The 23,858-nt window shown below is 72.2% G+C and carries 21 protein-coding genes; 17 read left to right on the forward strand and 4 right to left on the reverse strand.

The window, feature by feature from the left end; translation table 11 throughout:
- Positions 1–90: 90 nt before the first annotated feature.
- Positions 91–423 carry a DUF1800 family protein gene (locus ACIG87_RS29155; RefSeq protein ID WP_396854822.1) on the reverse strand — a complete coding sequence of 111 codons (333 nt, stop codon included), beginning with the start codon at positions 421–423 and terminating at the stop codon, positions 91–93.
- A gap of 270 nt (positions 424–693) precedes the next feature.
- Between ACIG87_RS29155 and ACIG87_RS29160 the strand changes: the two genes are divergently transcribed.
- From ACIG87_RS29160 to ACIG87_RS29185, 6 genes are read left to right on the forward strand one after another with little or no spacing between them, the layout of a single operon-like run.
- Positions 694–1,848 (forward strand): glycosyltransferase, encoded by a 1,155-nt coding sequence (locus ACIG87_RS29160; RefSeq protein WP_396854823.1) that lies wholly within the window; start codon positions 694–696, stop codon positions 1,846–1,848.
- Positions 1,835–3,016 (forward strand): glycosyltransferase, encoded by a 1,182-nt coding sequence (locus ACIG87_RS29165; protein WP_396854824.1) that lies wholly within the window; start codon positions 1,835–1,837, stop codon positions 3,014–3,016. Before ACIG87_RS29160 ends, ACIG87_RS29165 begins: the two co-directional genes overlap by 14 nt.
- On the forward strand, positions 3,013–4,266 hold the full coding sequence (locus ACIG87_RS29170; protein ID WP_396854825.1) for a glycosyltransferase: 1,254 nt from the start codon (positions 3,013–3,015) through the stop codon (positions 4,264–4,266). The genes ACIG87_RS29165 and ACIG87_RS29170 overlap by 4 nt, the downstream gene beginning before the upstream one ends.
- Positions 4,263–5,459 carry a glycosyltransferase family 4 protein gene (locus tag ACIG87_RS29175; protein WP_396854826.1) on the forward strand — a complete coding sequence of 399 codons (1,197 nt, stop codon included), beginning with the start codon at positions 4,263–4,265 and terminating at the stop codon, positions 5,457–5,459. Before ACIG87_RS29170 ends, ACIG87_RS29175 begins: the two co-directional genes overlap by 4 nt.
- Complete coding sequence (locus ACIG87_RS29180; protein ID WP_396854827.1) at positions 5,456–6,880, forward strand: lipopolysaccharide biosynthesis protein; 1,425 nt, start codon at positions 5,456–5,458, stop codon at positions 6,878–6,880. The genes ACIG87_RS29175 and ACIG87_RS29180 overlap by 4 nt, the downstream gene beginning before the upstream one ends.
- Positions 6,881–6,882: 2 nt before the next feature.
- Positions 6,883–8,229 (forward strand): O-antigen ligase family protein, encoded by a 1,347-nt coding sequence (locus tag ACIG87_RS29185; protein ID WP_396854885.1) that lies wholly within the window; start codon positions 6,883–6,885, stop codon positions 8,227–8,229.
- Here the strand turns inward: ACIG87_RS29185 and ACIG87_RS29190 are convergent.
- Positions 8,168–9,370, reverse strand: a complete 1,203-nt coding sequence (locus tag ACIG87_RS29190; protein WP_396854828.1) for a hypothetical protein — start codon at positions 9,368–9,370, stop codon at positions 8,168–8,170. The genes ACIG87_RS29185 and ACIG87_RS29190 overlap by 62 nt on opposite strands.
- A 501-nt stretch (positions 9,371–9,871) precedes the next feature.
- Between ACIG87_RS29190 and ACIG87_RS29195 the strand changes: the two genes are divergently transcribed.
- Positions 9,872–11,359, forward strand: coding sequence for an endo-1,4-beta-xylanase (locus tag ACIG87_RS29195; protein WP_396854886.1), 1,488 nt, complete (start codon positions 9,872–9,874; stop codon positions 11,357–11,359).
- A 166-nt stretch (positions 11,360–11,525) separates the two neighbouring features.
- Here the strand turns inward: ACIG87_RS29195 and ACIG87_RS29200 are convergent, their stop codons facing one another.
- A complete protein-coding gene (locus ACIG87_RS29200; RefSeq protein ID WP_396854829.1) occupies positions 11,526–11,771 on the reverse strand; it encodes a hypothetical protein in 246 nt (81 codons plus the stop codon).
- Positions 11,772–12,078: 307 nt separating this feature from the next.
- Between ACIG87_RS29200 and ACIG87_RS29205 the strand changes: the two genes are divergently transcribed.
- From ACIG87_RS29205 to ACIG87_RS29250, 10 genes are read left to right on the forward strand one after another with little or no spacing between them, the layout of a single operon-like run.
- Positions 12,079–13,071, forward strand: coding sequence for a Gfo/Idh/MocA family protein (locus ACIG87_RS29205; protein ID WP_396854830.1), 993 nt, complete (start codon positions 12,079–12,081; stop codon positions 13,069–13,071).
- A gap of 9 nt (positions 13,072–13,080) precedes the next feature.
- The gene (locus ACIG87_RS29210) at positions 13,081–14,004 is read left to right on the forward strand and encodes an ABC transporter permease (protein ID WP_396854831.1); all 924 of its coding nucleotides are present in this window, start codon (positions 13,081–13,083) and stop codon (positions 14,002–14,004) included.
- 3 nt (positions 14,005–14,007) lie between these two features.
- The gene (locus ACIG87_RS29215) at positions 14,008–14,958 is read left to right on the forward strand and encodes an ABC transporter permease (RefSeq protein WP_396854832.1); all 951 of its coding nucleotides are present in this window, start codon (positions 14,008–14,010) and stop codon (positions 14,956–14,958) included.
- A gap of 21 nt (positions 14,959–14,979) precedes the next feature.
- Positions 14,980–16,497, forward strand: coding sequence for an ABC transporter substrate-binding protein (locus ACIG87_RS29220; RefSeq protein WP_396854833.1), 1,518 nt, complete (start codon positions 14,980–14,982; stop codon positions 16,495–16,497).
- Between the two features lie 26 nt (positions 16,498–16,523).
- A complete protein-coding gene (locus ACIG87_RS29225; RefSeq protein ID WP_396854834.1) occupies positions 16,524–17,546 on the forward strand; it encodes an ABC transporter ATP-binding protein in 1,023 nt (340 codons plus the stop codon).
- A complete protein-coding gene (locus tag ACIG87_RS29230; protein WP_396854835.1) occupies positions 17,521–18,543 on the forward strand; it encodes an ABC transporter ATP-binding protein in 1,023 nt (340 codons plus the stop codon). Before ACIG87_RS29225 ends, ACIG87_RS29230 begins: the two co-directional genes overlap by 26 nt.
- Entirely contained in the window at positions 18,540–19,502 is a 963-nt protein-coding gene (locus tag ACIG87_RS29235; protein WP_396854836.1) for an N-acetylglucosamine kinase, read from the forward strand. Before ACIG87_RS29230 ends, ACIG87_RS29235 begins: the two co-directional genes overlap by 4 nt.
- Positions 19,502–20,185 (forward strand): N-acetylmannosamine-6-phosphate 2-epimerase, encoded by a 684-nt coding sequence (locus ACIG87_RS29240; protein ID WP_396854837.1) that lies wholly within the window; start codon positions 19,502–19,504, stop codon positions 20,183–20,185. Before ACIG87_RS29235 ends, ACIG87_RS29240 begins: the two co-directional genes overlap by 1 nt.
- Complete coding sequence (locus ACIG87_RS29245) at positions 20,185–20,892, forward strand: GntR family transcriptional regulator (RefSeq protein WP_396854838.1); 708 nt, start codon at positions 20,185–20,187, stop codon at positions 20,890–20,892. Before ACIG87_RS29240 ends, ACIG87_RS29245 begins: the two co-directional genes overlap by 1 nt.
- On the forward strand, positions 20,892–22,526 hold the full coding sequence (locus ACIG87_RS29250) for an FAD-dependent oxidoreductase (protein ID WP_396854839.1): 1,635 nt from the start codon (positions 20,892–20,894) through the stop codon (positions 22,524–22,526). Before ACIG87_RS29245 ends, ACIG87_RS29250 begins: the two co-directional genes overlap by 1 nt.
- A gap of 36 nt (positions 22,527–22,562) precedes the next feature.
- On the opposite strand, the gene ACIG87_RS29255 is transcribed toward ACIG87_RS29250, so the two are convergent.
- Positions 22,563–23,636 (reverse strand): alkene reductase, encoded by a 1,074-nt coding sequence (locus ACIG87_RS29255; protein ID WP_396854840.1) that lies wholly within the window; start codon positions 23,634–23,636, stop codon positions 22,563–22,565.
- Between the last annotated feature and the right edge of the window lie 222 nt (positions 23,637–23,858).

The following is a 23,858-nucleotide window of genomic DNA, read 5'->3' on the forward strand; positions in this document are numbered from 1 at the left end:
GGATCACCGCAGCGGCCCTCGTACTCCTGCACGTCGAGCACAACCGCACAACCTGATCACCCAACGCCACGACCCGTTACGCGGAAAGGCTCAGTGGCCGTGCCAGAAGAAAATCAGTTTCTCCGTGGCCTGATGGTCGGCGACGGTCATCCGGTCCAGCCACCATCGGGTGAGGACCGTTGCCTGCACGCGCCGTCGCTCGTCGGCGGAGACCCGTTGCGCGTCGGTGGGCTCGGGTCTGCCGGCGTACGGGTCGGAGCCGAGCGGGGGCACGGGCGACCGGGTGGCGCCGATGTCGGGCCCGACGGGGGCGGTCAGCGCAGCCAGAGTGGCGGTGAAGCCGGCCCGCCGGGCGGCGGCCAGTTCGTTGGCGGTCGGCCCGAACCCTGTCCGGCGCAGCAGCAGCGCCACGTCGTCGGTCATGGTGACACCACGGGTGAAGATTCCCACCGGGAATGACGTCTGGAGCTCATCACGATGTTCCGCCGATGGTCGGCGAGCGGATCAGCGTCGCGACCGTGGCTTTCTCCGCCGCGGCCGGAATCGAGTCTAGTGGATAGGTATCTGCGCGACGAACCGGTGTCCGGTTGCCGATCTCCGTGCGCCAACTGATGCGTCCCGTTGAATGTATTCGCTATCATCGGCGTCTTCGCGATTCGCCGATCGTCCACACTCTTGCGGGGGTACGAGGTGATGGGTCAGCGTGTTCCGCCCGACCGGCACCAGTTGCCCGGGCGGACGCCGGTGGCGCTCGCGGGGGTCGAGGCGTCGACCGGTTGTTCGATCGCGTTGGTGCACGAGTGGTTCACCGCGACCGGCGGCGCGGAACAGGTCTTCCGGCACCTGATCGAGGTCTTCCCGACCGCCGAGCGTTTCGCGCTGTGGAGCGACGACGACTCCGACCCGCCCCGACTGCGGGTGTCGTGGCTGGCCCGGACCCCGCTACGGGGCAACAAGGCAGCCGCCCTGCCGTTCATGCCGTTGGTCTGGCGGACCCTCACCCGCGAGCGGTTCGACGTGGTGATCTCCTCCAGCCACGCCTTCGCGCACACCGTCCGGCTCGGGCGACCCGAACGCACCCGGCACCTCAGCTACGTCCACGCCCCCGCCCGCTACCTGTGGAATCCCGCGGTCGACGACCGGGCGGCCGGCCCGTTGCTGGCCGTTCCCCGCCGGGTGATGCGCGCCCTCGACGTCGGGCTCAGCCAGCACGTGCACAGCTACGCCGCCAACTCCGTCGAGGTGCGGAACCGGATCCGACGCCACTGGCAGCGCGACGCCCGGGTGATCAACCCGCCGGTGGACGTCGACTTCTTCGCCGCCGCCCCGGCCACCGACCGGGCCCAACCGCGCGACTACCTGCTCGGCGTCGGGCGCTGGGTGCGCTACAAGAACTTCGACCTGGTCGTCGCGATCGCCGAGGCGGCCGGCATGCCGCTGGTCATCGCCGGGTCGGGACCGGAGGAGACCCGGCTGCGGCGCCTGGCGCACCACGCCGGGGTGCCGGTCACCTTCGAAGTCCGCCCGGACCGGATCCGACTGCGGCAGCTCTACTGGGGCGCTCGCGCCCTGCTCTTCCCGGTCCACGAGGACTTCGGCATCGTCCCGGTCGAGGCGCAGGCCTGTCGTACCCCGGTTCTCGGGTGGCGACGCGGCGGCCTGCTGGAGACGGTCGTCGATGGCGAGACCGGCATCCTGACCGACTCGGCAGATCCCCGCGACCACGCGGCGGCGCTTCCCCGGCTCGACGGGCTCGATCCGACCAGGATGCCCGTCCAGGCGGCCCGGTTCTCCGCGCAGACCTTCGCCCGCCGAGTGACCGAGTGGGTCGCCCATGAGTGCGGCTGAGCCGATGCGGGTGCTGCACGTCACGCACACCGCGCAACCCGGCGGCGCCGAGTTGGCCCTGGCCCGGCTGCTCACCCAGCCGCATCCCTGGCGGGCGGCCCTCTCCGGCCCCGCCCCCGGCGCTGCCTTCGACCACCTTTCCACCGAGGAGATACCGCAGGCCCGGGACCTGCCGACACTGCCGACCGGCGGCACCCGGAGCCGGGCGCCGCTGCTGGCGGCCCGCTACCTGGCGGGCCTGCGGGACGCCGCCCGGGTGCTGCGGCGGAGCCCGTTGTTCCGCGAGGCCGACCTGGTGCACGCGAACACCGCCGCCGCCGCGATCATCTGCGCGCTCGCCGACCGGGCCCGACGCCGGCCCCTCGTGGCGCACCTGCGCGGCCCGTTGACCGTCGAGAGCCTGGGGCCGATCGGTCTGCCCGCGTTCCGCGCGCTGGCCGTACGCCGTGCCGACGGGCTCATCGCCAACTCCCGGTTCACCCTCGCCAGCGTTCCCCAGGGCGCGCGGTTCCCGGCCCACCGGACGGTGATCCAGAGCCCCAGCGGGATCACCGACCGGGTCCGGCGCCCCGAGATCCGTCCGCAGGTGCGGGCCATCGGCATGGTCGGTCGCCTCCAGCACTGGAAGGGCCAGCACGTCTTCCTCCACGCGTTCGCCGCCGGCCTGCGCGGGACCGGTGTGCGGGCGTACCTCTGCGGTGCGCCGCTCTTCGGCGAGGGGGCCTACGAGACGCGGCTGCGGGAACTCGCCGCCGAACTCGGCATCAGCGAGCAGGTGACGTTCCTCGGACACGTCGAGGATCTCACCGGCTTCTTCGACTCGATCGACATTCTGGTGCACGCCTCGCTCGGGCCCGAACCGCTGGGACAGACGGTGCTGCAGGGGCTGGCCCGGGCGCTGCCGGTGGTGGCCACGAAAGGCGGCGGGCCGGGGGAGTGGATCCGCTCGGGGGTCAACGGGATACTGCTCCGCCCCGGCGACCAGGACGCGCTGGCCTCGGTGCTGCGTACCCTGGTCGCCTCGCCGCGGCTGCGGCACGACCTGGCGACCGCCGCCGCCGGCACTCCCGGCCTGCTCTCCGACGCCGAATGCGTCGCTCGGCACGCCGAGTTCTTCGCGACCGTCCAGCGTGCCCACCACCCGGTCGTGGCGGGACGCGCCAGGTGAACGGAACGGCCCTGCGGATCGGGTACGTCCTGGCCCGCCCACCCGGGCTCACCGAGACCTTCGTCCCGGCCGAGATCCGGGCGGTGCGGGCGGCCGGGGCGACCGTCGAGGTGTTCGTGGTCGCCCCGGACGGCAACCGGTACGCCCTGCTGCGTCGTACCGCCGCCCGGTTGCTCCGTCGTCCCGCCGGGCTCCCGGCCGACCTGCGCCTGCTCGGGCTGCCGTCGTCCGCCGGTGGATGCTCGTCGTCGGCTCGCGGCGTGCTGGCCAGTGCCGCCGCCACCGCACTCGCCGCCGAGGTCGCCCGCTTCGCCCCGGACGTCCTGCACGCCCACTTCGTCAACCTGCCCACCTCGGTCGCACTCCTGCTCGGGCAGCGGCTCGGACGCCCGGTGACGGCGACCGCGCACGCCGCCGACTTCCTGCTCGACCCGGACCCCACCGCCCTGCGTCGGCGGCTGACCCGACTGCGGCACCTCTTCGTCGTCTCCGCCGCGACGGCCGACCAACTCGCGGACCGGGGAGCGCCGATGTCGACGATCCCGCACCAGATCGTCCGGGCCGCCGTCGACGCCCGGCTCCTCGACGCCCCACCGGTCGGCGCCGTCCCCGCGACCGCGCCGGGCGTCCCGACGAGGCCGGGCAGCCCGACGAGACTCGTCACGGTCGCCCGGCTCATCCCCAAGAAGGGGGTGGAGACCGCCGTCGACGCGGTGGCCAGGCTTCTGGACGCCGGCCGGCCCGTCCGGTACGACATCTACGGCGACGGCCCGCTACGCGACAGCCTGAGTCGCCGGATCGCCTCGGCGGGCCTGACCGACGCGGTGACGCTGCACGGCGCGGTGCCGCACCCGGTGGCGACGTCCGCGCTGGCCGGCGCGGACGTCGCCGTCCTGCCCTGCCGTCCCGCCCCCGACGGCGACCTCGACGGCATTCCGGTGTTCCTGATGGAGGCAGCCAGCCAGGGCGTGCCCGTGGTCACCACCGGCGTCTCCGGCATCCCGGAACTGGTCGGTCCGGGCAGCGGCTGGCTGGTGCCCCCGGACGACCCGGCCGCCCTCGCCGCCGCGATCCGGGCGGTGGTCGACGACCCGGTCACGGCCCGGCGACGGGCCGGGGCCTTGCTGACCCGGCTCCGGTCGGAGTTCGCCCCGTCGGTGCAGGCCGACCGGTTGCTCACCGCCTGGCGGGACCTGGCCGGGACCGGCCCGACCTCGCCGGTCACACCACCCGGAGGTGGCTACCGGTGAGCCTCACGATCGTCTCGTCCTACTTCCCCGTTCCGCCCGACCGGGGCGACCCGGTGCGGGTGTCGATGATGCTGCGCGCCCTGGCTCAACTGCCGGGCTGCACCCTGCTGGTGGTCCGTCGCCCGACCACCACCTCGGCGCAGGTGGAGCAGCTGCGCCGGATGCTCGTCCCGATGCCGGTCCACGCCTTCCCGGCCACCCCGTTCCGCTACGACCGCTTCGGGCCGGTGGGCCGGTACCCGGAGGCCCTCGCGTACGGGCTGCCGACCTGGATCAGGAGCCGCTACAGCGCACCCCTGCACGACGAACTCCGGCGACGTGACGGTGCCGCGCTAGCCCTCGGCGAGGCGGCCGGAGCCTACTTCCGGGGGACCGGGCTGCGCTGGCACTGGGACAAGGCCAACGTGCTCGCCGCCAGTGTCCGGCAGGAGATCGGGACGGCCGGCGACCCGGTGCACCGGCTGCGCGCCCGCTATCTGTCGGTGGTCTCGACCCGGTTCGAGCGACGGGCCCTGGCGTCCTGCGCCACGGTGTCGGTGACCAGCGAGGCCGAGGCCGACCGGCTGCGCCGGCACCACGGCCGGGCCGCCGCCTTCGTGCTGCCCAGCAGCGTCCCGCTTCCCGCGGGCCACCAGCCCGGACCCCGGGAACGGGAGCTGGCCTGGCTGGGCAGCTTCGCGTACGAGCCGAACCTGGCCGGCCTGCGGCGTTTCCTGGCCGAGGGATGGCCGCCGCTGGCCCGAGCCGGCTTCACGCTCACCCTCCTCGGTTCGGGGCTTGCCGCGCCGACGCGGGCCGAACTGGAGCGGCACCCCGGGGTACGGGTCCGGGGTTACGTCGAGGACCTGAGCATGGCGCTCGCCGGCGTCCGGGCCGGCGTCGTGCCACTGTGGAGCGGCGCCGGCGTGAAGCTGAAGACGCTCACCCTGTTGGCCCACGCGGTTCCGGTCTTCACCACGGCGGTGGGCGCCGAGGGGCTACCGGCGAGCCCCGCCGTCCGGATCGCCCCGGACCCGGCCGCGATGGCCGGGCAGATCCTCGGCACCGCACCGGGCGCGCTCGACGCGATGGCCGTCGAGGCGACCCGGTTGGTGGAGCAGGGGTTCTCCGAGGCCCGGTTCGCCGAGCGACTGCTCAGGGCGCTCACCGCGCACGGGTGCCTCACCGGTGGCGACACCGGGCCAGGGCGATGAGGGCCGCCGGTCGGCTGGTCACCGCCACCGCCGCGAACCTGCTCGTCCCGGTCAGCGGGCTGCTCGTCAGCCCCTTCCTCTCCCGTGAGCTCGGACCGGAGGGACGGGGACTCTACGCCGCGCTCACCCTGCCGATCGTGGTCTGCGGCTGGCTGGGCACCTACGGCCTGCAGGACGCGCTCGCCTTCCACGTCCGGCAACGCCGGTTGTCCCCGCGCGACGCTGCCCGGGTCAGCGTGCTGGCCGCCGTACCGCTGGGCCTGGCCGCCGTGCTGCTGCTGGGCGTCCTGGGTCTCTTCGTCTTCGACCGGACGGCCGACGAACGGCAGCAGTTCATGGCGCTGACCCTGCTCGCGCCGCTGCACCTGGTGGTGAACCTGGTCATCGGAGCCCTCACCGGGGCGTCGGACGTCGGCGGCGTCAACCTGATGAAGGCCGTGCCGGCCCTGATCCGGACGGTGTTGATGGTCGTCGCCTGCGTGGCGTTCGACCTGAGCGCCTTCTGGGCAGCGCTGCTCTTCCTGACGTCGACGGCCGGTGGCATCCTCATCGGCCTGCCCCGGCTGCGTCGCGGGGCGGGCGCGGCGAGGTGCGCCGGACCGGGGAACAGGGCCGGGCCGACGGCACCGCCTGAGCCGGCCGACCATGCAGGGCCGGCCGACCAGAGCGGGCCGATCCCGGTGGGATCGTTGGTCCGGTATTCGTTCGTCTGCCTGCCGGGAGTGCTGGCGGCGACGTCCAGCGCCCGACTCGACCAGGTCGTCGGCCTGCCGCTGCTCGGTGCCCGCGAACTCGGCTTCTACGCGGTCGCGGTGAGCGTGGCGGAACTGCCGACCGTGGTCGCGACCGCAGCCCGGACCATCCTGATGGGCGGGCCGGGCGACGAGGGCGGCGCGTCGGTGCTGTGGGTGGCCCGGATGGCCGTGCCGGCGGCGGCGTTCGGCTGCGCGGTCCTCGCCGCGAGCGCGGGGCTCCTGGTGCCCCGGTTCTTCGGCGTCGCGTTCGCCCCGGCGGTGCTGCCCACCGTCATCCTCTGCGCGGCCACCATCGTCTACACCTGCGTGCAGGTCTTCAGCGCCCTGCTGCTCGCCAACGGCGAGCCGGCCAGGTCCTCGACCGCTCTGGTTGCCGGCTCGCTCACCGGCGTGCTGCTGCTCGTGGTGCTGGCCCCGTCGGGCGCGGTCGGTGCGGCCCTGGCGAGCCTGGCCGGGTACGCCGTCGCGGCCGGCATCGCAGCCCGGTCGGTGCACAGGCTGGCGGCGGTACCGTCGCTGCGCGCGGTGACCGTGCCGTACGCCGCCGATCTCCGCCGGTTGTACGCCTGGCTTGCGAAGGCCCGGCGGGGTCGCCGGAGCAGCCCGAGCGAGGGGCGGGACGACGTCGGTTCACGGGTGGTCGACACCGGCAGGAGTGAGTGGTGAGCATGCTGTCCCGGGATCGGATGGCCACCGCTGTGCAGCGGGCGGTCGCCCTGCGCCGATCGGACTCCGCCATCTCGGACCGGGTCGCCACCGGGGGCGTGGCCGTGCTCCTGAGCCTCGCGTGGGCGAGGGTCACCTTTCCCCCGCTCCTGGACGTCCTGGCCAACGGCCGACCGGTCTTCAACTCCCCGGTGGACTCCATGCCGGCCACCGGCCGTGTCCTCGGCGACACCATCACCGCGAGCGTCATCGGGCTGTCCCTGCTCCTTGCCGGGTACGGGCTGCGGCGGCGACGCGCCCGTCGGCCCGGTGAACTCGTCGTGGTCCTCGCCCCGCTGTGCGCCCTGCACCTTGCCGGGCTGGTCAACGGCGAACACCCCGGGCCGGTGGCGTTGGCCCTGCCGGCCGCCGTCCTCGCGATCTGGGCGCTCCGACCGGGGACGCACGCCCTGGCCACGATCGGGGTCCTCGGGGCGGTCACCGCCGCTGGCGCGCTCCTGCTGGCGGCGCTACGGCCTGATCTGGCGCTGCTCACCGGAGCCGGGCTGGGGGCCAAGAGCTGGGCTGTCGGCGGACTGCTCACCGGACCGTACCCGCACTCGAACGTGCTCGGACTCATGCTCGCGCTCAGCCTGCCGTTCGTGTTCAGCCTGCGGCATGCGTGGTCGCGTCGGGCCGCACTGGTGACGATCCTGGTCGTGTTGGTCTGGACCGGTTCCCGGACCAGTCAACTGGCGGCCCTCGTCGCCCTGCTGACCTGGGGACTGCTCCACCCGCGGGTGGCTGGCCGGGCGGCGGTGGGTTGGCGGCCGTCGGTGCTCGTCGGCGTACCGGCGGCGGCCGGGCTCGCCCTGACCGTGTTCAGCCCGCTCCTCGTCACCGACCCGACCATGTTCACCAAGCGGGGGCGGATCTGGCGTGCCCTGCTGAGCCGGTGGGCCGAACGACCCCTGATCGGCCACGGACCCGGGTACTTCGAGCGGCGGCCGGAGTTGGCCGAGGCGCTCGGTGGCCGGTACACCCACGGGCACAACGTGCTGGTCCACCTGCTGGCCGTCGGGGGCCTGCTCACCCTCGTGCTCTTCGCGGTGCTGCTCGGCCTCGTCTGGCGGCGGTCGACGCTCCTGGCCGGGCTGGGCGCCCCGGCCCCGGCGCTCTTCCTGATCTCACTCGTCTGGATCTCCTGGCTGGAGGCGTCGCACCTGGCAGTCACCCTCGCCGGATTCCTGACCTGGCTGCCGCTCTGCCTGATCATGTGGGCTGGCCCGCCCGGGGGCCACGACCGGGTTAGAACACCAGCACGTCCCGAAGATAGTTGGCGACCCGGCGTAGCAGATTCGCGTTGGTGACCGGCGCCGTCATCCGCAGTACCAACTGCTGGTCGATGTCGCCCTCGCCGCTACGCCAGTAGGCGACCACCACCAGGCCGTACCGTCGCGCGCCGTCGACCGTGAGACTGCTGGTTTCGGCGTACGCGCAGGATAACCCGCAACGGATCCACTGCAGCCCCCAGGCCTCCTCAGCGGTACGCAGGGCGGTCTGTCGCGGCCCATCGCACGGCGTCGGGCACTCGCGTACGACCAGCTCACCGCCGAGTTCCCCGCCGCCGCCCGCCGGCCCGCCGCACCGGTGTCTGCTGAGCCCTTCGGCCCGCTCGACGGGCGTGCACTGCCATTGCGGCGGCAGTCTGACCGGGAAGCTCAACCCATCCAGCCCGGTCACGGTGCGGATCCGGTCGGCGGGGGTGAACCGCACCCACCCGGCAGGCCAGCGGCCGTCGGCCGGTGGTTCGAGCCCGGGGCTGAGCGGTGCGGCAGCGGGAGCCGGTGCCGGCAACGGCGAGCCGCTCGCGGTCGAGGGTGGCCGTGGCGGGTCCGTGCCCGGATCGACGAGCGTGACCAGGCCGCCGCCGGCCAGCAGCCCCAGGACGAGGCCGATGGCGAGGGATGGCCACCGGCCGACCCGAGGCCGGGGCAGTGACGGCGGCAGTTCGGCGGCCGGCGAGCGAGGTGGGGAGCCCGGCGGGGGTGACGCAACGGTCTGCGGGGGCTGTCCGGTCTGTCCCGTCGGGGGTGGCTGCTCGACCGCCGTCACCGGTCGGTTGGTCGGTGCCGGCGTCGGCCCGGCGTCCGGGTGCAGGTGTCGCCCTGCCGGTGCTGGCTCGGCGGCGTGGGCCGGAACCGGCTCGTAGGTCATTCCGAGAGCGAGGAAGGTGCGTTCCGCCGTGGGGAGACGTTCCTTCGGGTAGGCGACCCACGGTGTGTCGGCGGAGAAGTCCGCGGCGACGTAGGCCGGGCCGGCCGAGGCCGACTGCGCGATGGCGTTGGTGGTGGCCGCGAAGGCGTCCCGCCATCGTGACTCGCCGGCGACACCGGCGTCGAGCACCGCCACGACGAGAGAACGCTCCTGCTCGTCGACGGCGGACCAGACGCCGCCGATCTGGCAGGCGCCGAGCTTCGCGATGAGTTGGTACGGAATGACCGGCTGCACCCGCGACCTCCTCCGTTCCCCAGCGATGATATCCGGGCTGATCTATCGGGGGCAGTCCCGCAGCGCGCGCCGACCCGGTGTCCGGCCGGCAGACCGCCGATCGGCCGGATCACGCATTCCCCGGTGCCAGAGCTCGGTACGCAGCGTCAGCCAGCTCACGAGGTTCCCGCCCCGCTCGCGGCGGCAGCCCCGCAATGTTTCGACATCTGTGCCGTCGAGGATGGACGCGATCGAGCGTCGTCCCCTTGCCCCCGGTGCGGCGTCTGACCACGCTCTTTCTCCACCTGCGCGAACATGCGCCCGTCGAGGCCCTGACCTCCAAGGTGGTTTCCGAAATATTTCCGGAAGTTGTTGACATTATGGCCGGCCGGTATCGATACTGACCCCTCGAAGGGCATATATGAATATCGATCATTGGTGTCATGTGTTCAAGGAGGGCCCGTGGACAGCAGCCTGAGACGGCGTAGGAAAGTGGCGAGGACGGCCTTGCCGGTAGCGGTGTTGTTGCTGGTGGGCAGCGCTGTGACGGTCCAGTCCACCGCCCCGGCCGCCGCAGCCGAGACCACCCTGCGGGCCGCGGCCGCCAAGGCCGGGTTGTTCTTCGGCGTCGCCGCCTCACCCAACCGGCTCTATTCGATCGTCGGTCAGGAATTCAACCAACTGACCCCTGAGAACGACATGAAGCCGGACCGGATCGCCACGTCGAGCGGTGGGCTGCAGAACACCAGCGGCGCGGACACCCTGGTCAACCACGCCCAGAGCAACAACATGGTGGTCCGGGGGCACACCCTGGTGTGGCACTCGCAGGCCGGCGCGTTGCAGGGCGCCAGCCAGGCGACGCTGAACACCTTCATCGGCAACGCCATCAACCGCTGGGGCAGCAAGATCGCGTACTGGGACGTCGTCAACGAGGCGCTGGAGGACAACAACACCGGCCGACGCCGGAACCAGTGGCCGCACACCATGAACCGGGACGCGAACGGCGACGGTGACTACTTCGACGCCGGCGACACCGACGTCATCCGGGACTCGTTCATACGCGCCAAGCAGGTCGTGCAGGCCGGCGGGCTGACCACCAAGCTCTGCATCAACGACTACGACGTCGAGGGCCTGACGGTCCAGGGCGGTGGCCAGAACCGCAAGGCCAACGCGCTGTACGACATCGTCCGCACCTACCGGCAGTACATCGACTGCGTCGGGTTCCAGTCGCACTTCAACGACAACCCGAACAGCATCATCACCAACGACCTGCAGGCCAACATCCAGCGTTTCGCCGACCTCGGCGTCGAGGTGCACCTGTCCGAGGTGGACATCGACGACGACCTGAGCAACAACGACATCGGCACGGGCCAGGCGGAGAACTACCGCAAGGTCGTCCGGGCCTGCCTGAACGTCGCGAAGTGCACCGGCATCACCGTGTGGGGCATCTCCGACAGCGAGTCGTGGCGTTCCTCCGAGCGGGGCCTGCTGTTCACCGGGGGCAACGGGAGCTACCAGAAGAAGTCCGCCTACTACGCGGTCCTGGACGAGCTGAACAAGGGCCGTGGCTCCACCCCGCCGACGACCACCCCGCCGCCGACCACGCCCCCGGTGACGCCGACCGTCCCGCCGACCACGCCCCCGGTCGACCCGACCACCGTGCCGCCGACGACCCCGCCGGTGACGACCGCCCCGCCGACCACGCCGCCGAACCCGACGACCGGCTGCTCGGCCACGGTCTCGCTGAACTCCTGGACCGGTGGCTTCGTCGCCACCGTGCGGGTCACCGCCGGCACCTCGCCGATCAGCGGGTGGAGCGTCCAGCTCACCCTGCCGTCCGGGGCCGCGGTGACCAACGCGTGGAACGCCAACACCAGCGGCGCCAGTGGCACCGTGCGGTTCAGCAACGTCAACTACAACGGCTCGGTGAACGCGGGCCAGTACACCGAGTTCGGCTTCCAGGGCACCGGGGCCGCCACCGGCCTGACCCCGGTGTGCACCGCCTCCTGACGCACCACCTGTCCTGGGCGGGCGGCCTGCGCCCGTCCAGGACAGGCAAGACGTGACGACGGTGCTCGGCATCGACGTCTGCTCGGCCGGCGGCACGTCGTCGCCGGTGTTCTCGACGATCAGCGGCCCAGCCGCACCTCGAAGGTGCCGCACTGCCGGTGGTATTTCAGGCCGTTCCGCCCCAGATTGACGACCAGCCGCTCCCGCAGCCCCTCGACCAGGCGTTCCTGCGCTCACTGGTCTCGAGCAGTTGCGCGGTGAGCAGCGCGGGTTCGTCGTCGTTGGGGGAACTGGCCGTACCGACCTCGATCAGGGCGCGCTGGACGGCGAGCGGAGTCCGCAGGTCGGTCCCGAAGCTCTGTCGAAGCCTCCGGTCGGGGAGCCCCGCCCGGACACCGGCCCGTGTCCGCACGACTCCGTGGACCCTGCTCCCGGGGGCAGTCGGACGGGACGGCCGGTCCTGGTGGCGGTCGTCGGCACCGGCCCGAGCTGTCCCCACCCGGGTCCTGACGTCAGCGCCCGCCCTCGTTGCGGTGAGGGTCGAGCTGCGCGAGACAGCTTCCTTCCGGGTCAGGTGACCCCACTCTTGTTCGATTCCGCAGGTCGGCGCGGTGTGTGCCGGCAGATCCGGTCTTGCGCAGCCCTGATCGCAGGTGTACAACTATCGCAGCTAGGTACACATCTAGCTTTACATTGGTATGCAACAGTGGGGGCCGGGTGTGGACCGCTTAAGGATCGGTGTCGTCGGGATCGGGGTCCAGGGGCAGTTGCACGCCCGCGCGTTGCGCGACGTGCGGCAGGCCGAACTGGTCGCGGTCGCCGACGTCTCGCCGCGCAACCGCGACTGGGCCGAGACCAACCTCGGCGTCCGGGCCGTCCCGGACCTCGCCGACCTCCTCGACGAGGTCGACGCGGTCAGCATCTGCACGCCCGATCATCTGCACGAGGACGCGACCCTCGCCGCGCTCGCGGCGGGCAAGCGGGTGCTGCTGGAGAAGCCGATGGCGCTCTCCACGGCCAGCTGTGACCGGATCATCGCCGGTCGGCCTGATCCGGACGCCCTGATGATCGGCCATGTGCTGCGTTTCGACCCCCGGGTGCTGCGGCTGCGCGAGGTGGTGTGCTCCGGCGAACTGGGCGACATCTGGCACGTCAAGGTCTGGCGGTGCACCTCGCAGGCGGTCGGCGAGGGAATCTGGGACCGGACCTCGGTCGCCTGGTTCCTCGGCATCCACGACGCCGACCTGCTCCGGTTCGTGACCGGCCGCGACGTCGAGGTCACCGGTGCCGTCGGTCGCAAGGTGCTGTCGCCCAGCCATGACGTCGTGCACGCCACGGTCCGCTTCGACGACGGGGCCATCGGCACGATGGAGAACAACTGGACGCTGCCGCACTCCCGGCCGTCGCGGGCCGACGCCGGTCTGCGGATCGTCGGCGAGCACGGCATCCTCGAGATGAACCTCTCGCACAACGACCTGATGTACGCCCGCCGCGACGGCGTGGCCAGCTTCATGGACACCTACTTCTGGCCCAGCCGGGACGGCGGCGGCGCCTACAACCTGCGTACCGAGTTGGCGGCCTTCGTCGACGCCGCGCTGACCGGCGGACCGACCCCGGTCAGCGGCGAGGAGGGCCGCGCGGCCGTCGCCGTCGTCGAGGACATCGAGGCGGCGCTGGCCGGCGACCCGGTGTCGCCGCCACCCGGCAGCTGAGGGGTCGGGATGCTGCGCTACGCGCTGCGTCGCCTCGCGATCTCGGCACTGGTCCTGTTCGGTGCGGCGACGGTGGTCTTCTTCGCGATGCGGGCGGTCTCCGGCGACCCGGCGACCGCGGTGCTCGGACCGGACGCCGATCAGGCGGCCGTCGAGGCGCTCCGCCGGGAGTACGGACTGGACGCCTCACTGCCCGTGCAGTACGTCCAGTTCCTCCGACGGGCCGTCACCCTCGACTTCGGTGAGTCGTTCCGGCTCCACGACGCCGCGACGAACCTGGTGTTGACCCATCTGTCGGCGACGGCAGCCCTGGCCCTGACCGCCTTCGCCATCGCCCTGATCCTCGGGTTCGCGCTGGGCACGTTGGCGGCGACCCGGCCGAACGGTGTCGTGGACCGGGTGGTCTCCGTGCTGTCGATGCTCACCCAGTCCCTGCCGACGTTCTGGGTCGGCATCATGCTGATCCTGGTCTTCTCCCGGTTCCTGCACCTGCTGCCCAGCTCCGGGTCGGCGTCACCGGCCGCGATGGTCATGCCGGCGGTGACGCTGGCCCTGCCACTGCTCAGCGTGGTGCTCCGGCTGGTGCGGTCCGGGCTGCTCGACGTGCTGCACGAGGACTACGTGGTCACCGCGCGGGCCAAGGGCCTGTCCGAGACCCGGGTCGTCGGCTGGCACGCGATGCGCAACATGCTGATCCCCGTCGTCACCGTGGCCGGCCTGGAGTTCGGCAGCCTGCTGGGTGGCGCGGTGATCGTCGAGACCGTCTTCGCCTGGCCCGGCGTGGGCCGACTGATGACCGACGCCATCGCCGCCCGCGACTACTCGGTCGTGCAGGCGTGCGTGATCACGGTCGCGGTGATCTTCATCGTCATCAATCTCGTAGTCGACCTGCTGTACGTCCGGCTGGACCCGCGGGTCCGCGAGAGCGTCTGAGAGGTGACCAAGGTGTCTGACGGCGTACCCGGCTCGGCGACCGTGCTCGGCACACCGGTCGTGCCCACCGACGACGGCCGACCCGACGGGCCGGACGGTCCACCGGCCGTCGTGTCCCGCCGGCGACACCGTCGGCCGCGACTGTGGATCCCGCTCGGGGTGATCGCCGGCTACCTGGTCGCGGGAGTGATCGGACCGATGATCGCCCGGTACGACCCGATCGCGACCTCCGTCGCCGACCGGCTGCTTCCGCCCGGCAGCCGGATGTCCGACGGTGGCCTGGCCCTGCTCGGCACCGATCAGGTCGGCCGCGACCTGCTACCCCAGATCATGCAGGGCGCCCGGGTCTCGCTGCTGGTCGGCGCGGCGACCCTGCTGCTGGCCGGCACGGTCGGCGCCGCCCTCGGCATCCTCTGCGGCTACCTCGGCGGGGTGGTCGACGCGACAGTCATGCGGCTGGCCGACATCCAACTGGCCTTCCCGTCGATCCTGCTCGCCGTCTTCGTCGCCGGCGTGCTCGGCTCCAGCGTCACCAACGTCGTGCTCACGTTGTCCATCACCACCTGGCCGATCTTCGCGCGGGTGGCCCGGGCACAGACCCTGGCCACCAGATCCCGGGACTTCGCCAACGCGGCGCGCACCCTCGGCGCCGGGCCGTGGCACGTCGTACGGCACTGCGTGCTGCCCGCGGTCGCCAGCCCGCTGCTGGTCATCGCCACCGTCCAACTCGGCTTCGTCATCGTCGCCGAGGCGTCGCTGAGCTTCCTGTCGTTGGGCATCCCGGCCGGCACGCCGAGCTGGGGCACCACCATCGCCAACGGCCGCGACTACCTGGCCAGCGCCTGGTGGATCGCCACCCTGCCAGGGCTGGCCCTGGCCGTCTTCGTGGTCTGCGTCGGCGTGCTCGGCGACGAACTACGCGACCGCTCCGATCCCAACCTCTCCACCCGGTAACCGTCAGCGAAATGGGAAGACATGAGATCTCCGACCACCCGACTCGGTGCGCTGGCCCTCGCCGGCGTACTCGGACTGACCGCCTGCTCCTTCGGCGCCGACGACCCCGCCGGTAGCGGCGGGGCCGGCGCGACCACCCTCCGGGTAGCCAACCCGACCCCGGTGGTCTCGCTGAACCCGTTCGCCGCGAACTCGGCGGACCAGCCCACCCTCACCGTCGTCCAGGAGGTCTTCGAGACCCTGGTGGTCCGCGACAACGGCGAGATCGCCCCGAAGCTCGCCGAGAGCTGGACCAACCCCGACCCGCTGACCTGGCAGTTCGTGCTGCGAAGCGATGTCACGTTCGCCGACGGGACGCCGTTGACCAGCGCCGACGCCAAGGCGTCCCTCCAGGCGCTGATCGACGGCAAGGGGCCGCTGGCCGGTCTGTGGGCCACCGTCGACGAGATCCGTACGCCCGACGAGCGGACCCTGACCATCCACACCAAGAGCCAGCTCGGCACCGTGCTGAGCAACCTCACCCTGCTCTGGATCGCCCCGGCTGCCAAGATCACCGACAGCGCGTTCTTCGACGCCCCGTACGGCACCGGCCCGTTCAAGGTCTCGTCGTTCACCGCCGGCCAGACGGTCAACCTGGTCCGCAACGAGAAGTACCGGGGTGACCAGCCGAAACTGGCCGGCATCGCGTACCGCTACATCCCCGAGGTGTCCGGCCGGGTGACCGCGCTCGCGAACAACGAGATCGACGTGACCTGGGGGCTGCCCCCGGACCAGTTGACCGGGCTGCGCGACAACGACGACCTGGCCGTCAAGTCGTTCCCGACGTACGCCAACTACTACATCTGGTTCAACAGCTCACGTAAGCCGTTCACCGACGCCCGGGTCCGGCAGGCCATGTGGCACGCGGTCGACTTCTCCAAGATCAACAAATCGCTGTTCGACCAGGCCGGCACCACGGCCACCGGTCCGCTGCCGGAGGCCATCTTCGGCTCCGCCGCACAGAACCCGTACGCCTACGATCCGGCCAAGGCCCGGCAGCTGCTCACCGAGGCCGGCTACCCGAACGGGTTCACCACCACCATGATGTGGAGCAGCGGTTGCTGCACCAACGGGAACTCCTTCGCCGACGCGATGATCAGCGACTGGGCCAAGGTCGGCATCGTGGTCAAGCCCCAGGAACTGGAGCGGGCCACCTGGCTGGACAAGCTGCTCAAACTCGACTGGGACAGCACGATGACGACCGGCAGCACGGTCACCGGTGACGCCGACTTCACCCTGGCCCGGCTCTACCTGTCGACCGCCAAGCGCAACGGCTACGCCAACCCGGAACTGGACCGGATCCTGCTGGCCGCCCGTGCCGAACTCGACCAGGACAAGCGGGCCACGCTGTACGCCCAGGCCGGCAAGATCGTCTGGGAGGACGCGGTGGGCATCTTCCCACTCGACCTCAGCGGCAACGTCGTGCTGCGCAGCAACGTCGAGGGATTCACCCCGACCCCGAACGACCTGCCCGACTTCGCCGGCGTATCGCTGCGCTGACCCGACAACCGGACCCGGAGGACCCGATGGTCGCACCACCGCACGCCCCGCGCCCACTGCTGACGGTCGACGATCTCGTCGTCTCGTTCGCCGGCCCGCTCGGTTCCTACCGTGCGCTCAACGGCGTCTCGTTCCATGTCGACGCGGGCGAGACACTGGCGATCCTGGGGGAGTCCGGGTCCGGCAAGTCGGTCACCGTACGCGCGGTGATGGCGCTGCTGCCCCGGCACAGCGCGACGATCGAACGCGGCACCATCCGGTACGACGGCGAGGAGATCTCCGCGTTGCCGGTACGCCGTACCCGGGAACTCTCCGCCACCCAGCTGGCGATGGTCTTCCAGGACTCGTTGACCGCGCTCAACCCGGTCGTCCGGGTCGGCGAGCAGATCGCCGAACTGTTCCGGGTCCGGCAGCACACCTCGCGTCGGGAGGCCTGGCGGCGCGCGGTCGCCGGCCTGGACCGGGTCGGCATCCCGAACGCGGCCCGCCGGGCACACGACTATCCGCACCAGTTCTCCGGCGGGATGCGGCAACGGGTGGTGATCGCGATGGCCCTCGCGCTGCGGCCCCGGCTGCTCATCGCCGACGAGCCGACCACCGCGCTGGACGTGACCGTACAGGCGCAGATCATGGACCTGCTGCGCGAACTGCGCGAGGCCGACGGGATGGCGATGATCCTCATCACCCACGACCTCGGGGTGGTCGCCGACGTGGCCGACCGGGTCGCGGTCATGTACGCCGGCACGGTCGTCGAGTCAGGCCCGCTGCGCACCGTGTACGACGCCCCGGCCCACCCGTACACCCGGGGGTTGATGGCCTCGGTCCCCGCCCCGGACCGGCCCGGTGCGCGGCTGACCCCGATCGAGGGGATGCCACCCTCGCCGCTGGCGACGCCGGCCGGCTGCCCGTTCCATCCCCGGTGCCCCGTCGCCCGGGTGGACTGCCGCACCGACCGGCCGAGGCTGCGGGTCGTCGCCGCCGGTCACGAAGCAGCCTGTCACTACGCCGAGGAGGTGATGGCCGGTGTCGACGGCAGAGGCGCGGCTTGAGGTCAGGCAGCTACGGGTCAGCTATCCGACCCGAGGGGGCCTGCTGCACCGGGCCCCCGACGTCCACGCCGTGGAACGGCTCAGCCTGACCGTCACCGCCGGCCGCACCCTGGGGCTGGTCGGCGAGTCCGGTTGCGGCAAGTCGACCCTGGCCCGGACCATCGTCGGGCTGCGCCGACCGACCGGCGGCGAGATCTGGTACGCCGGTGAGCGGGTCGACGACGCCGACGCGGCCCGGCGGCGTCGGCTCACCGCCGAGATCCAGATGGTCTACCAGGACCCGTACTCGTCGTTGAACCCGCGCAAGAAGGTGTCCTTCATCGTCACCGAAGGCTGGCGGGTGCACCGTGGCATGGTCCCGCGCGAGCAGTGGACGGACCGGACGGCCGACCTGCTGGCCCGGGTCGGTCTCGCCGCCGAACTCGCCGACCGCTATCCGCACCAGTTGTCCGGCGGGCAGCGCCAGCGGGTCGGCATCGCGCGGGCCCTGGCGATGTCGCCGCGGATCCTGGTCTGCGACGAGCCGGTCAGCGCGCTGGACGTGTCGGTCCAGGCGCAGACCCTCAACCTCCTCGCCGACCTGCGCGAGGACCTGGGACTGGGCTACCTGTTCATCGCGCACGACCTGTCGGTCGTCCGGCACATCAGCGACGACCTCGCGGTGATGTACCTGGGCCGGATCGTGGAGACCGGACCGGCAGCAGCGGTGTACGACACCCCGGCCCACCCGTACACCCGGGCGTTGATCTCGGCGGCCCCGGTACCCCGCCCCTGGGCGACGCCACCGAGCGAGCGGATCCTGCTCACCGGCGAGGTGCCGTCACCGGCCTCGCCGCCGTCCGGGTGTCGGTTCCGGACCCGGTGCGGGCTCGCCCAGCCGCTCTGCGCCGAGGTCGAACCGGAGCTGCGCACGGTCGCCGGACGTGAGGTCGCCTGTCACTACGCCGAGTCCAGCCTCGCCGCCGGCGAGCCGTCGGTCCGGGCGGCGATCCGATGAGCGGCACCGAACCCGTCCGGGTCGGAGTCGACCTGGGCCAGGGCGGCTGCCGTGCGGTGGCCCGGTACGGCCGGTCGACCGGGCACGCCGAGACCCCGGGGTTCTGGACCGGCGACGTCGACGCCCGGATCGCCGACGCGGTGGCCGGCGCGCTGGCCGACCTGGGCCCGGTGCCCGGCGCGGCGGTGCTGGTCGGGGTCGGCATGACCGGACTCAACGGCCAACCGCCGGCGATCGACGGACTGCGGGCCCGGCTGCACGCGCTGGGTCGGCACGGCCGGCTGCGGGTCGCCGACGACAGCGTGACCGCGTACCTGGGCGCGCTCGGTCCGGTCCCCGGGGCGGTCGTCGCCGCCGGCACCGGGGTGGTGGCCCTCGCCGCCGACGCCACCGGCCGTACCGCCCGGTCCGACGGCTGGGGCGCCGACCTCGGCGACCGGGGATCAGGCCACTGGATCGGCCGTACCGCGATCCGGCTCGCCCTGCAGGACCGGGACCGGGCCGCACCCGGCCGCCTGGCCGACGCGGTGTTCGCCGCCTGGGGCCCGGTCGAGACGCTGCCGGCCCGCTGGCGGGCCGATCCACCGACCCCGGAACGGATCGCGGACTTCGCCGGTACGGTCGCCGAACTGGCCCGGACCGGTGACGACGGCGCCCGACGGATCTGGCAGCGGGCCGGCCAACTGCTGGCCGAGTCGGTGGTCGGGGCGCTGCGTCGGGCCGGGCTCGGCGCGAGCCCGGTGCCGGTCGCCGGCACCGGTGGAGTCTTCCACGCCGCGGATCTGCTGCTGCCGTCGTTCACCGCGGCACTGCGCGCCGGGGCGCCCGCAGCCCGGCCGGTGCCGGCCGCCGGGGATCCGCTCGCCGGTGCGCTGGCCCTGACCGACGGGTCGCGCGACCCGTCCCCGTTCACCGGACTCATCGTCCAGTCCGACATCGAAGCAAAGGCAGAACACTGATGAACGTGGCCGACGCCATCCGTGGACGCCTGGTCGTCTCATGCCAGGCACAGGGCCGCAGCCCGTTCACGGACACCCGGCACATGATGGCGATGGCGACCGCTGCCGTACTCGGCGGCGCCGCCGGTCTGCGTGGTCAAGGAGTGGCGCACGTCCGTGGCATGGTCGACCTCGGGGTGCCGGTGGTCGGGCTGGTCAAGCGGAACACACCCGGCAGCCCGGTCTACATCACCCCGAGCGAGGCCGACGTGACCGCACTGACCCGGGCCGGCGCGCAGATCGTCGCGGCCGACGGCACCGGTCGGCCCCGGGCCGGCGGGGAGAAGCTGTCCGACCTCGTCGCGGCCACCCACGCCGGCGGGGCGCTGTTCATGGCCGACGTCGACAGCCTGGACGCCGCCCTGGCCGCAGTCGACGCCGGCGCCGACCTGGTCGGCACGACGCTGTCCGGCTACACCGCCGGCCCCGTTCCGGACGGACCGGACATCGCCCTGGTGGGGATGCTCAGTCGACATTGTCCCGTTCCGGTCATCGCGGAGGGGCGATACCGTACCCGTACCCAGGTCTCGGCGGCCTTCGACGAGGGCGCGTGGGCAGTCGTCGTCGGCACCGCCATCTCGGACCCGGTCAACACCACGCGCAGGTTCGCGCAGGCCTGCCCGCATCCCCGGTTGGATTCGTGATGACCACCAAACTGAGCCAGATCCGTACCGAACTCCGGCGCCGCGTCGCGGACCTGCCGGCGCACTCGGCGCTGCCCCGCGAGCGGGACCTCGCCGAAGAACTCGGCGTGAGCCGGACGACGCTCCGCCAGGCGCTCCGTGAACTGCTCGACGTCGGCCTGGTCTACACCATCCGTGGCCAGGGCACCTTCGTCTCCGACACCCGGATCGCCAAGGACACCAGCCTCAGTGGATTCACCGAGGACATGTTGGCCCGTGGCCTGCTCCCGAGCAGCAAGATGATCGAGGCGGACGCGGTGGTCGCCCGCGACGCGGTGGCCACCGAACTCGGCCTGCCCGAGGGGTCGCTGCTCTACCGGGTGGAACGGCTGAGGCTCGCCGACGGCTCGCCGATGTGCCTCGAAGAGGTGCACCTGCCCGCCGACCTGTTCCCCGGACTGCTGGTCGAGAACCTCGACAACGGGCTCTACGAGACCATGAAGGACCGCTACAACATCCAGGTCACCGTGGCCCAGCAGATGATCGCCGCCGTCGTACCCTCCCGGCGGCAGTGCGACCTGCTGGAGATTCCGCCCACGGCGGCACTGCTCGAGGTGCGCCGGATCGGCTACGACGGACGCGGCCGGGCCATCGAACGCGCGGTGTCGTTCTACCGGGGCGACCGCTACCAGTTCTCCCTGACCGCACGACGAGGCGAGGCCGGCTGATGCGAACCACCACCACGACGGCCGAGCAGTACACCGACGTCCTGGTCGTCGGCGGGGGCGTCGGCGGGATCGCCGCCGCGCTGGCCGCCTGCGAAGGCGGTGCCCGGGTCGTCGTCGTCGAGCCGTACCGGTGGATCGGGGGGCAACTCACCTCGCAGGCGGTGCCGCCGGACGAGCACCCCTGGATCGAGACACACGGCTCGACGGCCGGCTACCGGCGGTTCCGGCAGGCGGTCCGCGACTACTACCGGAGCTGGTATCCGCTGGCGTCCGACCGGTCCGGGCAACCACTCAACCCGGGCAACGGCTGGGTCAGCCCGCTGTGTCACGAACCCCGTGTGGCGCTGGCCGTACTGGAGGCGATGATCGCCCCCTGGTGCGCGTCGGGGCGGTTGACCGTACACACCCGGGCGCAGGTCCAGCGCGCCTACACCGACGGGGACACCGTGACCGCGCTGGCCGTACGACTCGCCGACGGCACGGTCCGGCAGATCGGCGCCCGGCTGGTCCTGGAAGCGAGCGAGACCGGTGAACTGCTCGCCCTGGCCGGCATCGAGCACCGGACCGGCACCGAGTCACAGGCGCAGACCGGCGAACCGAGCGCACCGGACCGTCCCGCGCCACTGAACATGCAGGCAGCCACCGTCTGCTTCGCCCTCGAACACGTCGACGGCGACCACACGGTGGACCGGCCGGCGGACTACGACCACTGGCGGACCCGTACGGCGCCCGGCTGGCCGGGCCCGCTCTTCAGCTGGGCCTACCCCGATCCGCGGACCGGTCGGCCGGTCACCGGCCGGTTCACTCCGAACCCACGGTCGACGGCGGCCTCGATGGAGGAGGGACTGATCGCGCCGGAACTGTGGACGTACCGGCGGATCCTCGACCGGCGGGCGTTCCGGCCCGGCCTGTTCCACAGCGACGTGACGATCGTCAACTGGCCGATGACCGACTATCTGGAGGGGCCGCTGTTCGACGTGCCGGACGCCGAGCGGCACGTCCGGCGGGCCAGGGAGTTCAGCCACGCGTTCCTGTACTGGCTGCAGACCGAAGCACCCCGGGCGGACGGCGGCACCGGCTTTCCCGGTCTGCGGCTGCGCCCCGACGTGACCGGCACCGTGGACGGCTTCGCGCAGGCCCCGTACATCCGGGAGGCCCGCCGGCTGGCGGCGGTGACCACCCCGACCGAGCAGGACCTGTCGGTCGCCGTACGCGGCGCCGCCGGCGCGGTCGGCTACCACGACACGGTCGGCACCGGTCACTACCGCATCGACCTGCACCCGACGACCGGTGGCGACGGCTACCTCGACGTGGCCGCGCATCCGTTCGAGATCCCACTCGGCGCGCTGCTGCCCGAACGGGTCACCAACGTGGTCGCCGCGGGCAAGGCCATCGGCACCACCCACATCACCAACGGCTGCTACCGGGTGCACCCGGCCGAGTGGTCGATCGGTGAGGCCGCCGGCGCGCTGGCCGCCTACTGCCTGGACCGGCAGACCTCGCCGCACGGGGTCCGCGACAGTGCGAAGCTGCTCGAGGACTTCCAGACCGAGCTGGTGCGGCGGGGGGTCGACCTGCGCTGGCCGACGACCACCGCAACCGGCCCGGTCCGGGCCAGCTCACTGCCGAGTTGAGCTGGCCCGGTCCGTCGGGCGAGGAGGAGCCGGGTCTCACTGCTCCAGCGTCGGGTAGTCGATGTAGCCGCGCGGGCCCGGCGTGTAGAAGGTGGTCGGGTCCGGCTCGTTCAGCGGCGCGTCGGTCTGCCAGCGGCGGGGCAGGTCCGGGTTGGCCAGGAAGTTCCGGCCGACCGCGACGAGGTCGCCCAGGCCGTCGTCGAGGATGCGCTCCGCGTCCGGGCGGGTGGTCACCGAGGTGAAACCGTCGTTGGCGATGAACGGGCCACCGAACCGACGCCGCAGGTCGACGACCAGTGCGCTCGCCGGATCGGCCAGCGAGTGTAGGTAGGCCAGCCCGAGCGGCGCGATCGCGTCGATCAGTGCGCCGTACGTGGCGGCGAGGTCGGCCGCGTCCTCCTCCAGCGCCCCCTGGATGTTGTGGGCGGGCGAGATCCGGATGCCGACCCGGTCGGCGCCGATGGCGTCGGCGACCGCGTGGGCCACCTCGCCGACGAAACGGGCGCGGGGCTGCGGAGAGCCGCCGTATCCGTCGGTGCGGACGTTGCTCGACGGGGCCAGGAACTGGTGCAGCAGGTAGCCGTTTGCCGCGTGCAGTTCCACCCCGTCCAGGCCGGCCTCGACGGCGTTGCGCGTCGCCTGGACGAACTCGCCGACGATTCCCGGAAGCTCGTCGCCGGTCAACTCCCGGGGGACCGGGTACGGCCGCATGCCGTTCGGCGTGAAGATCTCGCCCGGCGCGGGGATGGCGCTGGGCGCCACCGACTCCAGCCCGTCCTTGTTGTCGGGGTGGCCGATCCGACCCGTGTGCATCAGCTGCATGAAGATCCTTCCGCCGCCCGCGTGCACGGCGTCGGCGACCGCCCGCCAGCCGTCGACCTGCTCGGCGGAGTGGATGCCCGGTGTGTTCGCGTAACCCTGGCCGACCGCACTCGGCTGCGTGCCCTCGGTGATGATCAGGCCCGCCGAGGCGCGCTGGCCGTAGTAGGTCGCGGAGATCTGCTGCGGCACCTGACGCTCGCCGGCACGGTTACGTGTCAGGGGCGCCATGACGATCCGGTTGGTCAGTTCCATCTTGCCCACCGTGAACGGGCTGAACAGGAGGGTCATCGTCTCTCCGCTTCGTCGGTCGAACGGACGTCGTGATTGCGGCGGCGTCCCGAATCGATGAACTCGGCACGGTGCTCGACGATTCCCGGCGGACCTGGACCGTGATGTGCGCCTCTGTGCGGTTCCGGCTGCCGGGGTGGTGGCCCGTGCCGGCGAGCACGCTGGGGCGGATCGTCGAGACGGTCGACGGCGGGGCCGGGCCCGATCTCGCCGCCACCGGCC

Origin of the sequence: Micromonospora sp. NPDC051925 (assembly GCF_044548625.1) — a bacterium.
Lineage (GTDB): Bacteria > Actinomycetota > Actinomycetes > Mycobacteriales > Micromonosporaceae > Micromonospora.

Bases quoted from the DNA above. Each gene is read 5' to 3' on its own strand.
- ACIG87_RS29155 (WP_396854822.1), bottom strand. From the start codon at position 423: ATGACCGACGACGTGGCGCTGCTGCTGCGCCGGACAGGGTTCGGGCCG.
- ACIG87_RS29160 (WP_396854823.1), top strand. From the start codon at position 694: ATGGGTCAGCGTGTTCCGCCCGACCGGCACCAGTTGCCCGGGCGGACG.
- ACIG87_RS29165 (WP_396854824.1), top strand. From the start codon at position 1,835: ATGAGTGCGGCTGAGCCGATGCGGGTGCTGCACGTCACGCACACCGCG.
- ACIG87_RS29180 (WP_396854827.1), top strand. From the start codon at position 5,456: ATGAGGGCCGCCGGTCGGCTGGTCACCGCCACCGCCGCGAACCTGCTC.
- ACIG87_RS29185 (WP_396854885.1), top strand. From the start codon at position 6,883: ATGCTGTCCCGGGATCGGATGGCCACCGCTGTGCAGCGGGCGGTCGCC.
- ACIG87_RS29210 (WP_396854831.1), top strand. From the start codon at position 13,081: ATGCTGCGCTACGCGCTGCGTCGCCTCGCGATCTCGGCACTGGTCCTG.
- ACIG87_RS29220 (WP_396854833.1), top strand. From the start codon at position 14,980: ATGAGATCTCCGACCACCCGACTCGGTGCGCTGGCCCTCGCCGGCGTA.
- ACIG87_RS29225 (WP_396854834.1), top strand. From the start codon at position 16,524: ATGGTCGCACCACCGCACGCCCCGCGCCCACTGCTGACGGTCGACGAT.
- ACIG87_RS29235 (WP_396854836.1), top strand. From the start codon at position 18,540: ATGAGCGGCACCGAACCCGTCCGGGTCGGAGTCGACCTGGGCCAGGGC.
- ACIG87_RS29240 (WP_396854837.1), top strand. From the start codon at position 19,502: ATGAACGTGGCCGACGCCATCCGTGGACGCCTGGTCGTCTCATGCCAG.
- ACIG87_RS29245 (WP_396854838.1), top strand. From the start codon at position 20,185: ATGACCACCAAACTGAGCCAGATCCGTACCGAACTCCGGCGCCGCGTC.
- ACIG87_RS29250 (WP_396854839.1), top strand. From the start codon at position 20,892: ATGCGAACCACCACCACGACGGCCGAGCAGTACACCGACGTCCTGGTC.
- ACIG87_RS29255 (WP_396854840.1), bottom strand. From the start codon at position 23,636: ATGACCCTCCTGTTCAGCCCGTTCACGGTGGGCAAGATGGAACTGACC.